Genomic DNA, 12662 nt, shown 5'->3' with positions numbered 1-12662 from the left:
ACAGACAGACCCACAAGTCTGCAATAAGAAAATAGAGAAGGACTAAAGGCCGTCTGAAAAATCAGGATAACTGGTTTTCAGACGGCCTTTTATATTAGGGATGTTTATATGAAAGATAGGATATAAACCGAATCAGCGGCGGCGGCCAAAGCCTCGGCCCATGCTGGGGCGGCGGTAGTTGGAAGGCTGACGCGTAGTTTCGCGGTAACGCTGTTGCTGTTGAGCGTTTTGTTGTTGCGCATTTTGTTGTTGCGCATTTTGCTGTTGGGCACGCAGGGTGCGCGTATTCAGCTGTTGGCTGGTGCGTCCGTTTGGACGTGCGGTTTGATAATAGTTGGCACGGGCTTGACGGGCAATCGGGCTGTTTTGATTGCTTGCCTGTGTGAATTTGTTGGCCAATGCGTTACCGATAAATGCACCGGCTGCCGCGCCCACCAAGCTTTGCAGCAGCCAGCTGCCGGTGGATTGGTCGTAGATGTATTGTTGGCCGTCTGTACCGGTTACCGGTTGGCCGTTGTTGCCGTTGGCTTGTGCCTCGGCAGGAATGGTGTCTTTCACGGCTTCAGGCGTGAGCTGGTAAACCGTATTGTCTTCTTGTTGGCCGTTTTGTTGTGCCAACTGTTGTTGTAATGCTTCGATTTGTTTTTGTTGCTGCTCAAGCTGTGCCTGGGTATTGTCTTTGCAGGCAGCAAGGGCGAAAGTGGAAAGGGCGGCTAAGGCAATCAGTTTTTTCATTGTTTTTCCTGAGAGAAGTTTGTCTTTGCCGAGATTTCGGCGGAGTGTGTTTGCCTAATATTAAACCATTTCCCTGTTTTTCAAGTGGTTTTACAAAATAATATTGGAAAGTTGCGCGGCAAATGCACGGCTGTTGGCGGCCAGATTACCCAGTGCAGGCATTTCGTGTTCGGTTTCGATAATCAGCAGGTTGGCAGGGCGGCGGGTGTGCAGGGACATTTGCATTTCAGCGGGAGAGAAGGGCATGTGATGGCGTTTGGCGAAGGCTTCGGCGCGTTTGTTGGCGGTTTTGAGCATAGGCAGCAGGGTAATGTCCAAATGGAAACGGCGTACGCCCAAAACCAGAATACGCGCCGCGAAGAAATCCGCTTCATCAGTAAAAACGCTGGGGCTGCTTTGATTGAAGTCGTGACGCTCTGCGGCAATCAAAGTCGCGATGGTGCGTACTTGCGGAATTAAGGCTTCGCTGATGAGGTTGTCGGGTGTATCAGGCAAAGTGAGCGTGTTGGGCATGCTGTGGTGGCTGTTGCTGTCAACGACCATGCGGCAGGTGTGTAACATTTGAGTTTGGCTGTGGATTTTGGTTGAAGCGGTCATGGCTGTATTCCTTATTTCTTAAAAATGGGTGGATTTAAGCGGCCATGGTGGGTATAAAAAAAGCCGCTCAAATGAGGCGGCTCTGATTTGCGTATTTTCAATTTAGTCTGTTTCAGACAAGCGCAAAAAAGTACCGCACGTTTGTGTGGTACCAATAGAAGAAAGTAGCGGAGCATTGCGCGGTTTGCATGATGAAAATACGTCTTTAATGTATAAAATTATGGAACGTAGTTTAAAACAAGAAGGCCAGTAATTTCAATATCCAATCGACAAAACCCACCAATAAATCTACAAGTTGTTGTAATCCTTCCAATTTATTTTCTTTCGAGTGAGTCAAATTTGCACAATTATAATGCAAGACAAGATAAATTGATAACAATCCGAGCAAGTTACTTAAAAAGGCCGTCTGAAATTCAGCTTTCAGACGGCCTTTATTTTGGCTTATCCAATCAATAAACGTCGCGTTGGTAGCGTTTATCTTCGCGTAGGTCGTTGAGGTAGTCTTCGGCTTCGTCACGGCTGAGTTTGCCTTGGGTTTCGATGACTTCGATCAGGGCGTTTTCGACATCACGTGCCATGCGTGCGGCGTCGCCGCAGACGTAGATGTGTGCGCCTTGTTGCAGCCAGTTCCAAACTTCGGCGGCGCGTTCGGTGATTTTGTGTTGGACATAGACTTTGTGTTCGCCTTGGCGGCTCCATGCGAGGTCGGCGCGGGTGAGGAGGCCGTCTTTGCGCCAATCGCTCCATTCGAGTTGGTAGAGGAAGTCGTCGGCCAGGCGTTGGTTGCCGAAGAAGAGCCAGTTTTTGCCGCTGTCGCCATTGGCGGCGCGTTGTTGCATGAAGGAGCGGAAGGGGGCGACGCCTGTGCCTGCGCCGATCATGATGATGGGGGTATCGCCGTTTTGCGGCAGGCGGAAGTTGGGGTTGGGTTCGACAAAGACGCGGACTTCGCTGCCTTCTTCGAGGCGTTCGCCCAAGTAGCCGGATGCTGCGCCGGTGTAGGTGTGGTCGTGGTGGTCGAAACGGACGACGCCGATGGTGAGGTGGACTTCTTCGCCGACTTCGTCTTGTGCGGAGGCGATGGAGTAAAGGCGCGGGGTTTGTGGGCGGAAGAGGCTGTATAGGGTTTGTGCATCCAGTGGGTGCGGATAGGCGGCAAATACGCCGACGGGCGGTGTGGCGGCGAGATAGGCATCCAGTTGGGCTTTATCTGCGGCTATGGCTTTGAGTTCTTCGTTATTTGTTAATTCGGCGTATTGTTGGACGAATGCCGGTGTGTTTTGGGTGATGTCTACGGATTCGGTCAGGGCGGTACGGATGTCGGTTTCGCGGCCGTCTGAAAGTTGGACGGTTTCGCTGCCGGTCAGTTGGTTGAGGTCGAGGATTTCTTGGACGAGGTCGGCGGCATTCAGCGGCCATACGCCGAGTGCGTCGCCTGCCTGATAATACAAACCTGAGCCGCTGAGGTCGATTTCGATGTGTTCGACGTCTTTTTCTGCGGTGCGTGAGGTGATTTTTTGGCGCACGGAGAGGGTGGCTGTGTAGGGGTTTTCTTTGGTGTATGCGGTGCCGCTGCTTGGGGTTGCCGGGCTGTGTGCTGCGGTGGTTGTGCTTGGGCTTGCTGCTTGTGCGGTCAATTCGGCTACTTTGGGTACGACGGCGGCTACCCATGCGTCGGCATTTGCTTGGAACTCTAAGTCGCAAATGCCCAAGTCGTTCAGACGGCCTGCGCCCAGTTCGGCAAATTTGGCATCAAAGTCTTTGCCTGCTTGGCAGAAGTTGGGATAGGAGGAGTCGCCAAGGCCTAAGACGGCAAAGGTGAGTTTGCTGAGGTCGGGTTTCTTTTTGCCGTAGATGAATTTGTACAGGGGCAGGGCTTCTTCGGGTGGTTCGCCTTCGCCTTGGGTGGAGGTAACCAAAAGGACGATGTCTTCGTCGGGCAGGGTTTTGCTTTTGAAATCGCCTGCGCTGCTGAGGCGGGCTTCTACGCCGGCGGCTTGAAGTTTGGCGTGTAAGGATTCGGCAACGCTGCGGGCATTGCCGGTTTGTGAGGCGGAGAGGACTAATACGCGGCGGCTGACTGTCGAAGTGGCTGTTTGCAGGGCAGATGGTTCGGCTGCTGCTCCGGATACGCCTTGGCTTTGCGCCCAGCAATAGCCGGAGAGCCAGGCAAGTTGGGTGGGGGATAGGGCAGAGAGTTGGACGGAGAGTTCGGGTGGAAGCGGATTGGCTTGGCTCATTTGGATTCCTTTGTTGGACGGCTATAACCGATTGTTTGAATAATGGACAGTCGCCACTTTAAACAGGCCGTCTGAAAAAAGGAAAGAATGCTTGGTTTTAATTTAAGATGATTTTGTTATATTCGGGAAGGTATTAGGCCGTCTGAACAAGCATATTCAGACGGCCTTGGATTGGATAGAAACGAGATTTTCAGTTTCCGCTGGAGAGTTTCATCACTACGACGCCGGAGATGATGAGAAATGCGCCGAGCCAGCGGCCGATATTGGCGGCATCGTTGAAAAATACAACTCCCACTAAAAATGCCCCTGCCGCGCCTATGCCTGTCCAGACGGCGTAGGCTGTACCCATCGGAATACTTTTTTGGGCAAGGTAAAGGAGGTATCCGCTACCGGCGATGCAGGCAAAAGCGGCGGCAAAGCCATGCCAGCGGTAGCCTTCCTGTTGTGCCAGCTTTAAGCCCAATGGCCAGCCGATTTCCAGCATACCGGCTAAGATTAAATAAAACCAACTCATAATATATCCTGATAGTGTGTTAAGGTTTCAGACGGCCTTGGAAAGATTGTTTTCTTCCGAGAGTTCAACGCGTTGTCCGATATCTTTTAAATTGGAGTATTGTTCGACCAAGCGCGGTACATCGTCCAAGCTCATTGCAAACATCCATAAATAAGTGCTGACGGAATAGATATGGCCGGCACTGCCATAGCCTTTAAGTGTCATGTGTATAAAGGCGAAGCCGAACAATATGCTCATCGCTATGCCGATACTGAGATAGCCTAAGGCTTCGCGGTTGGAAATCAGCACGCGTAGTTTGGCAACCCAGCCGTAGTGGCGGTAGAGCTGATGTTCGTTGCCGTCGCGGATAAAGTGATTGTCGCGTTCAAGCCGGTTGTTTAAACGGAAATATAGGTTTTCGCTGATGGCGGCAAAACGCGGCAGCAACCATAAAAACAGGGCAAGTATCGCGACAGCCAATACGCCCACCCAAAATTCCAATATCAGCAACATCATACATGCACCGAAGATGGAGACCAGCGAAGTAGCAGCGATGGGCAGGTGTTCTTCAAAAAAACTGACAAACTCACGCGATAGGGCAACGCGTGCGGTAATGGCGGAATGCGGTACTTCTCGCTTGCGCTGTTCCAAAACGACCGGGACGGCGATTTCGGTATAGATTTGGGTAAATGTGCGCGTATCGGCTGCTCGGCGGGCGGCTCCGATTATCCACATTAATAAAACCACCACACCATACAACATTGCCTGCCAGACGTTGCCTTCCATAACGGCATTAATCGCCCAGCCGCCAAACACGGGATATACCAGCAAGAGTAGATTATCCAAGCCGACGAGAGAGAAGGTTGTGATGAGTTTGCGGCGGTGTGTTTGACCGATGTGTTTCAACATTTTCCACATGGTTGCCCTCCTTATTTAGTATTGAGGGTTTGCGCCATTAATTCGGCCAATGCGTCCAAATCGGCAAACAGTCGGACTGCACGTTTTTCACCGAAGGCGGTAAAAATTCGTTTGCTGAATTCCTGCATGTTTTGCACCAGTGGTGTGGCGTATTCCTTGCCTTGCTCGGTCAGCGACAATAAACGTTCGCGTTTGTCTTGTTCGCTTTCGTGAAATGTCAGCAAGCCTTGTTCCGCCAGCGTTTTGCATGTGCTGGAAACGGTTTGCTTGGGCAGGCTTCATTCTTCGCCTATGTATTTTTGAGTGCGGCTGCCTTCGGTAGCTAAGGTGTAAAGAACGGCGAAGGTATTGTAGTTGGTGTTTTGCTGTTTAATCCATTGGTCAAATGCGCTGTCTATGTGGCTGATGCGCATACCGAGTTGGTCGATCTGATTCATAAATTGGTCTCAATATTGACTAATTGGATGCGGATTATAGTCATGTTTAGGACTAATTGCAAATAGAAGGCCGTCTGAAACAATCATTTTCAGACGGCCTTGAAACCGTTAAAATAATTAATGTAGAAACGATATATTCAAACTACGATAAACCTAATAAAACCATCTTCAGCACATACGCCATGATTCATTTCTTATCTCAAAACATCTCCTCCAAACAAGCCACTGCCATTGGGTTGCTTGCCGTTGCTTTGTGGAGTTTCGTCATTTCTCTGATACGCTCTTTGAGCCTGCATATGGGGGCAGTGGGCGGCGCGGCAATGATGTACACCCTGTCCACTGTGTTGATTTGGTTGATTTTCGGCAGGCCTCATTTGCGTAATTACAACCGCAGCTATTTGCTTTGGGCAAGCATTTTTTTTGTCGGTTGCGAACTGTGTTTGTCGCTCTCGGTCGGTTTTGCGCAAAACGCGAGACAGGCGGTGGAAATCGGCATGGTCAATTATTTGTGGCCGACGTTTACAATTTTAGGCGCGGTCTGTTTCAACGGGCAGCCGGCAAAATGGTGGATAGGCATAGGCTTTGTATTGTCGTTTTTCGGGATTGCCACGGTATTGGGCGGCGACGGCGGATTGTCGCTTTCGGGGATTTATCACAATGTCCGCACCAATCCTGCCGGTTATCTGATGGCATTGGCCGATGCACTTTTTTGGGCGGCATATTGCACGCTGACGGCGCGCGTGAAGGCGGAAGGAAGCAGCGTGGGCTTTTTCTTTATGCTGGTGTCGCTGCTTTTGTGGGCGGAATATTTTATCGGTGGGACAAACAGTCTGAATTTTGATGCGGAGTCCGTCGGCTATGCCCTGGCCGCCGCGTCTTGCATGGGTTTGGGCTATGCGGTTTGGAACATCGGTATTTCGCGCGGGAACATGACGGTATTGGCGGGCGCATCTTATTTTATCCCTGTGTTTTCCGCGCTGGTGTCTTCGTTTGTCATCAGTGCGCCGCTGTCTGTACAGTTTTGGCAGGGGGCAGGGATGGTGTGCGCAGGTTCGGTTGTTTGTTGGTTGGCTACACGCAGAAAATCGATATAACAAAAATATCTTTTTTAACAACCAAACATTCTTTCCCATTTTCAGACGGCCTGTTTAAAGTAGAGACCAGTTTGAGAAATCACGAGAAATAGGAAAGAACCATGACCGCAACCACCGCCCCGCTTTTGCGCTTCATCACCGCCGGCAGCGTCGATGACGGCAAATCCACCCTCATCGGCCGCCTGCTCTACGACAGCAAAACCTTGCTGACCGACCAACTCGACAAGCTCAACCGCGCTGCCGAAAAAGGCGAAACGCCTGACTTCGCTAGCCTGACAGACGGCCTTGCTGCCGAGCGCGAACAAGGCATTACCATTGACGTGGCCTACCGTTATTTTGCCACGCCCAAACGCAAATTCATCATTGCCGATACGCCGGGACATGAGCAATACACGCGTAATATGGTCACCGGCGCATCAACTGCCGATGCCGCCATTATTTTGGTTGATGCCACACGCGTCGATTTTTCAGGCAGCGAGCCTGTCCTCCTACCGCAAACCAAACGCCACAGCGCGATTTTGAAGCTCTTGGGCTGCCCCAATATCATTGTCGCTGTCAACAAACTCGACCTGCTCGACTTTGACGAAGCCAAATATCAAGCCATTACCGAGGCCTACCGCAAACTGGCGGAACAAATCGGCCTCCAAGCACAAATCCACTTCCTGCCCATCAGCGCCTTGAAAGGCGACAATATCGTCAATGCAAGCAGCCAAACTCCGTGGTATCAAGGTTTGCCGCTTCTTCCTTTGCTCGAAAGCCTGCCCGTTAACCGTCAAAACGCCGCCGACCAAGCCGCGCATTTTCCCGTACAACGCGTGGCGCGCCAAGACGGCAGCAGCAGCGACGACTTCCGCGGCTATCAAGGCAGATTGGAAGCAGGCCGTCTGAAAGTAGGCGATAAAGTCAAAGTCTTGCCCAGCGGCCATGTTGCCAAAGTTGCCGAAATCTACAATGCCAACGGTAAAACCGAATCTGCCGAAGCAGGGGAAGTATTGACCGTCGTTTTGGATACGGACATCGATATTTCACGCGGCAACAGCATTGTTTCAGCCGACAGCGCCATTGTCCCCGAACAACAATTCCAAGCCGCGCTTTGCTGGTTTGACGATATTCCGCTCAATCTGCGCCGCAAATATTTGCTGAAACACACGACCCAAACCACGCCCGTAAAAATCAGCGAAATTGCCTACGTTTGGGACGTCAATACCCTCAGCCGGGTCGAATCCGCCGAAACGCTCAAGCTCAACGACATCGGCAGCGTCAGCCTCAAAACCCAGCAGCCGCTCGCCGCTGCCGCATACGAAGACAACCATGCACAAGGTGCGTTTATTTTGATTGACGAAGCCACCAACCATACTGTCGCGGCAGGCATGATACGCAAAGTCAGCGAAACAAACAGTTTTGAAATTTAAAAGAAAGTTGCAATAAAAAAGGCCGTCTGAAGTTTCAGACGGCCTGTTATTTCATCCAAGGCGAAATGCTTATGCGCCGTAAACCGGATATTTATTGCACAAAGCAGTCACTTGTTCGCGGACTTTGGCAAGGTTGGCTTCGTCTTCAGGGTTGGCCAATACGTCGGCAACCAAGTTCGCCAATACGCGCGCGTCGGCTTCGTTAAAGCCGCGTGTGGTCATGGCGGCGGAGCCGATGCGGATGCCGGAGGTAACAAATGGTTTTTCCGGATCATTCGGGATGGCGTTTTTGTTGACGGTAATGTGTGCTTTGCCCAAAGCGGCTTCGGCGGCTTTGCCGGTAATTTTCATCGGTTGCAGGTCAACGAGGAAAACGTGGCTTTCGGTGCGGCCGGAAACGATGCGCAAACCGCGTTTAACCAACTCTTCCGCCATTGCTGCGGCGTTGATTTTCACTTGTTTTGCGTATTGTTTGAACTCAGGTTGCAACGCTTCTTTAAACGCTACGGCTTTGGCAGCGATAACGTGCATCAGCGGACCACCTTGCAGACTTGGGAAGATGGCGGAATTCAACGCTTTTTCGTGGGTATTGTCACGGCACAAAATCACACCGCCGCGAGGGCCGCGCAGGGTTTTGTGGGTGGTGGTGGTCACGAAGTCGCAGAATGGTACGGGGTTGGGATATTCGCCGCCGGCAATCAGACCGGCATAGTGCGCCATGTCGACAAAGAGGTATGCGCCGACTTTATCGGCGATTTCGCGGAATTTTGCCCAGTCGATTTGCAACGCGTAGGCAGATGCACCGGCCACAATCATTTTAGGTTTGTGTTCAAGCGCCAAGCGTTCGACTTCGGCATAATCGAGAACTTCGTTTTCATCCAAACCATAAGTAATGGCGTTGTAGAGTTTGCCGGAAATATTGACGCTGGCACCGTGGGTCAAGTGGCCGCCATGTGCCAGAGACATGCCCAAAATGGTGTCGCCCGGTTTCAAAACAGAAGCATATACGGCTTGGTTGGCTTGCGAGCCGGAGTGTGGTTGGACGTTGACATATTCTGCGCCAAACAACTCTTTAGCGCGGTCAATCGCCAATTGTTCGACAATATCAACATATTCGCAGCCGCCGTAGTAGCGTTTGCCCGGATAGCCTTCAGCGTATTTGTTGGTCAATTGCGAACCTTGGGCTTCCATAACGGCGCAGCTGACGTAGTTTTCTGAAGCAATCAGCTCGACATGGTCTTGCTGGCGTTGGTCTTCTTGGGCGATGGCGGCTGCCAGATCGGGGTCATATTGTGCGAGGGTAACGCTTTTTGAAAACATGTTCTCGGTTCCTTTGTGTTGGGCTGAAAATAAGGGATGGAGTACTGCAGATTGGTTCAAGATGAACTATTTTTCTTACATTGTCAACAATTTCGTCAGGCGTTTGGTTTCAGACGGCCTGGAGCTGAAGGGTTCATTTGAAAATATCGTCTTGTTTTAAATGAAAATCCATTTTTTCCAAAAGCGCGGCCAAATCGGCTTCAGCTTGGGCGGCTTGAAGATTTTTTGCCAGCTCGGCCATGGCCGCCGCATTTAAACGCTCTTTCTCCAGCCGTAGGGCTTCTTCGCTGAAGATTTTGATATTGTCTGCCGATTCAGCGGCATCTATTTTTTCAAATGGATAAAATGATTCTTCGTGCACGGCCAAACCGTCGGGCAGGGGCGCGGCATGGTTGAAATCGGCATCATTGACCGGCATCCATGAAGGATGGTTTTCAAGCAGGATAAATTGTCCGTCCATGCCGTTGATATGACGGAATAGGGTGGTTCGGCCATTGTGTAAACGCATAAGCCCGATTGTATGCCCAAGTCGGCAAACCGTCTATAAACCCGTTTCTTTCCATTGGGATGATGGCTAATGTTGATATTATTAATTTTGACATAAAACAGTTTCGGCTTAAAAAAGACTGGATAAAACGCCCGTGTTTGTTATAATGAAGCTAAAGATTAATTCGTCCTAGTTTTTGGCAGCAGTACTTTTTTATTTAATTAACAAGAGAGGAAAACAAAATGTTTCCAGAATACCGCGATCTGATTTCTAAACTGAAACAAGAGGATGCACACTTTGCCCGTTTGTTTGAGGAGCACAACGAGCTGGACGATAAAATTACCGGTTTGGTGAATAACGTGGTAACCAGCGGCTCCGAAGAAATCGAGGAGCTGAAAAAAGCCAAACTCAAACTCAAAGACGAATTGTATGCCCTTTTGCAAAAAGCAGCAGGCAAATAATTAAAATTTGAATAAGGCCGTCTGAACGGTATGATGGAAATCTCAGATTCCCTTTCATGCCGGTTCAGACGGCCTTTTTAATTATTAGGCATTTGGTTATTTTTATTGGCTTAATTTAACGAATAATTGTAAATCACTCTTAATTGCATTGAAAACTCTGTTAAGTTTATTTAGAATCCTGAATAATTTTTATTTTGATTTTAACAAACAAAGTTAAAGAGAAACGATGCAATGAAAACATTCACACTCGCCATTTTGCCTTTGGCATTAATCAGCGCATTCTCTCACGCTGCTGAAGAGAAAGCTGCTGAACAGGCTGAAGTCGATACCGTTTACGTTACTGCCGAGAAACAGCTGCAACAGTCGCTGGGCGTATCGCGTATTTCGAAAGACGACATCGACAAGCGTCCGGCCGTCAACGATATTTCCGAATTTGTCCGCACCATGCCGGGCGTCAACCTGACCGGCAATACAGCGACGGGTCAGCGCGGCAACAAACGCCAAATTGACTTGCGCGGCATGGGCCCTGAAAACACATTGATTCTGATTGACGGCAAGCCTGTAAACTCGCGCCAGTCCGAGCGTATCAGTATGCGCGGTGAACGCAATACGCGCGGTGACAGCAACTGGGTGCCGGTTGAAGAAATTGAATCCATCACCGTTTTGCGCGGTCCGGCAGCAACGCGTTACGGCTCGGGTGCGATGGGCGGCGTGGTCAATATCGTTACCAAAAAAGTGTCTAAGGAATTTAAAGGTCAGGTCAATCTTTACGCCAATCAACCACAAGATAGCAAAGAAGGCGCAACCCGCCGTATCGGCTTCAATTTGAGCGGTCCGATTATTCAAGATACTTTGGGCTTCCGCATTTACGGCAACCTGAATAAAACGGATGCAGATGCGGCCGATATCAATGCAGGACACGGCAACGACAGCGCGGCTGGTGTCGAAGGCGTACGCAATAAAGACATTGCAGGCCGTCTGCAATGGAAAATCAGCCCTGCGCAAACATTGATTTTAGACAGCAGCTACAGCCGTCAGGGCAATATCTACAACGGCGATACGCAAAACAGCAATCCACGTTCCGCTTTAGTTAATTCTTTAGCTGACGGCAAAGCCGAAACTGCCCGTTTATACCGTTCCGCTTATTCTTTAACGCATGACGGCGCATGGGAATGGGGTGATACCAAAAACGTGATCAGTTATGAGCGTACAGTCAACAGCCACTTGCCTGAAGGTTTGGCCGGTGGTCCTGAAGGCAGCTATACAGGCTTGGATTTTGTTCAAAGCCGTCTGAAAAACCTGCGTTTCAGCAGCGAAGCGAATATTCCGTTTAAACTCGGTGTCGATAATGTATTGACGGTCGGCGCAGAATTTACTGACAGTAAGCTGGATGATCCTGCTTCCAATAGTCAGGGATTTAAAGACCAAGGTAAAACTGATGTGTTTGACGGTATTTCAGCAGTACGCGGCGGCAAGGCATCGCAACGCAACTGGGCAGCTTACGTTGAAGACAATATTTCGTTGACCGACAAAACCCATCTGATTCCGGCCATCCGTTTCGACCACAACAGTGACAGCGGCAGCAACTGGAGTCCGGCGTTGAACTTCTCGCATCAAATCGGCGAAAACTGGTTGGTCAAAGGCGGTATTGCCCGTGCGTATAAAGCGCCAAATCTGTATCAAACCAATCCTGACTTTATCCTGTACACGCGCGGTCAAGGTTGTCCGATTGATGCGCCGGGCAGTGTCCGTTGCTACTACATGGGTAATAATAATTTGAAACCCGAAACCAGTATCAATAAAGAGATTGGCCTTGAGTTCAATAAAAACGGCTGGCAGGCTTCTGCGACTTATTTCCACAACGCGTACCGCAACAAAATCGTGATTGGTGAAAATATCATTGCCACCAGCAATATCGGCAACTGGCTTTTGCAATGGGAAAATACGCCGAAAGCAACTATTTCGGGTATCGAAGGCAACTTGGTGATTCCGTTGCATGACACACTCAAGTGGAGCAACAATTTCACTTACATGCACAAATCTGAAGATTATCAAGGCAATCCATTGTCTTTGGTGCCGAAACACACCATTAACAGCACGCTGTCTTGGACACCAAACGAACATTTTGATGCCAACCTGACCTTTACCCACTACGGCCGTACTAAACCGCGCGGCGTAGCGATTAATAGACTGGAACGAGACGGTAATCCTCGTGCAGGGGTTACTCCTTTGACTTCCGAACATAACCAAACGCAAGTCGGCTCTTACGGCATTTGGGGTATCAATGCCGGCTACAACTGGAACAAACGCGTGGCCGTCCGTGGCGGTGTCAGCAACCTGTTCAATAAAAAACTGTACCGCACAACTGCCGGCGCACAAACATACAACGAACATGGCCGTGCCTTCTACGGCAGTTTGAAAGTATCGTTTTAAGCAGTAGCGTATTAAACAAGGCCGTCTGAAACGTT

11 protein-coding genes and 1 pseudogene are annotated in these 12662 nt (G+C 50.0%); 4 read left to right on the top strand and 8 right to left on the bottom strand.

Annotated elements, in window-relative coordinates:
• Positions 1 to 132: 132 nt before the first annotated feature.
• From ACTHUF_RS01795 to ACTHUF_RS01770, 6 genes and pseudogenes are all read right to left on the bottom strand, one after another.
• Positions 133 to 735, bottom strand: a complete 603-nt coding sequence (locus ACTHUF_RS01795) for a hypothetical protein (RefSeq protein ID WP_440406852.1) — start codon at positions 733 to 735, stop codon at positions 133 to 135.
• A gap of 90 nt (positions 736 to 825) precedes the next feature.
• Positions 826 to 1332 carry a hypothetical protein gene (locus ACTHUF_RS01790; RefSeq protein WP_049322330.1) on the bottom strand — a complete coding sequence of 169 codons (507 nt, stop codon included), beginning with the start codon at positions 1330 to 1332 and terminating at the stop codon, positions 826 to 828.
• Between the two features lie 449 nt (positions 1333 to 1781).
• The gene (locus tag ACTHUF_RS01785) at positions 1782 to 3572 is read right to left on the bottom strand and encodes an assimilatory sulfite reductase (NADPH) flavoprotein subunit (RefSeq protein WP_440406850.1); all 1791 of its coding nucleotides are present in this window, start codon (positions 3570 to 3572) and stop codon (positions 1782 to 1784) included.
• Between the two features lie 190 nt (positions 3573 to 3762).
• Positions 3763 to 4086 carry a DMT family transporter gene (locus ACTHUF_RS01780; protein WP_070646415.1) on the bottom strand — a complete coding sequence of 108 codons (324 nt, stop codon included), beginning with the start codon at positions 4084 to 4086 and terminating at the stop codon, positions 3763 to 3765.
• Positions 4087 to 4113: 27 nt separating this feature from the next.
• On the bottom strand, positions 4114 to 4983 hold the full coding sequence (locus tag ACTHUF_RS01775) for an ABC transporter six-transmembrane domain-containing protein (RefSeq protein ID WP_285071087.1): 870 nt from the start codon (positions 4981 to 4983) through the stop codon (positions 4114 to 4116).
• 11 nt (positions 4984 to 4994) lie between these two features.
• A pseudogene (locus tag ACTHUF_RS01770) lies at positions 4995 to 5420 on the bottom strand (MarR family winged helix-turn-helix transcriptional regulator).
• Positions 5421 to 5602: 182 nt separating this feature from the next.
• Between ACTHUF_RS01770 and yddG the strand changes: the two are divergent.
• Together yddG and ACTHUF_RS01760 are read left to right on the top strand one after the other, a co-directional pair.
• Positions 5603 to 6514 (top strand): aromatic amino acid DMT transporter YddG, encoded by a 912-nt coding sequence (gene yddG, locus ACTHUF_RS01765; RefSeq protein WP_315094354.1) that lies wholly within the window; start codon positions 5603 to 5605, stop codon positions 6512 to 6514.
• A 101-nt stretch (positions 6515 to 6615) separates the two neighbouring features.
• The gene (locus tag ACTHUF_RS01760; RefSeq protein WP_440406847.1) at positions 6616 to 7926 is read left to right on the top strand and encodes a sulfate adenylyltransferase subunit 1; all 1311 of its coding nucleotides are present in this window, start codon (positions 6616 to 6618) and stop codon (positions 7924 to 7926) included.
• 69 nt (positions 7927 to 7995) lie between these two features.
• Here the strand turns inward: ACTHUF_RS01760 and glyA are convergent, their stop codons facing one another.
• Both glyA and ACTHUF_RS01750 read right to left on the bottom strand, forming a co-directional pair.
• The gene (glyA, locus tag ACTHUF_RS01755; protein ID WP_070764980.1) at positions 7996 to 9246 is read right to left on the bottom strand and encodes a serine hydroxymethyltransferase; all 1251 of its coding nucleotides are present in this window, start codon (positions 9244 to 9246) and stop codon (positions 7996 to 7998) included.
• A gap of 133 nt (positions 9247 to 9379) precedes the next feature.
• On the bottom strand, positions 9380 to 9754 hold the full coding sequence (locus ACTHUF_RS01750; RefSeq protein ID WP_049322337.1) for a hypothetical protein: 375 nt from the start codon (positions 9752 to 9754) through the stop codon (positions 9380 to 9382).
• Positions 9755 to 9975: 221 nt separating this feature from the next.
• Between ACTHUF_RS01750 and ACTHUF_RS01745 the strand changes: the two genes are divergently transcribed.
• A complete protein-coding gene (locus tag ACTHUF_RS01745; RefSeq protein WP_036491484.1) occupies positions 9976 to 10194 on the top strand; it encodes a YdcH family protein in 219 nt (72 codons plus the stop codon).
• 231 nt (positions 10195 to 10425) lie between these two features.
• On the top strand, positions 10426 to 12627 hold the full coding sequence (locus ACTHUF_RS01740) for a FepA family TonB-dependent siderophore receptor (protein ID WP_440406845.1): 2202 nt from the start codon (positions 10426 to 10428) through the stop codon (positions 12625 to 12627).
• Positions 12628 to 12662 lie beyond the last annotated feature (35 nt).

Source organism: Neisseria sp. P0024.S006, from assembly GCF_051956595.1.
Taxonomy (GTDB): Bacteria; Pseudomonadota; Gammaproteobacteria; order Burkholderiales; family Neisseriaceae; genus Neisseria.
The sequence above is the reverse complement of the archived record's forward strand: the minus strand, read 5'-3'. Positions and strand labels throughout refer to the sequence as shown.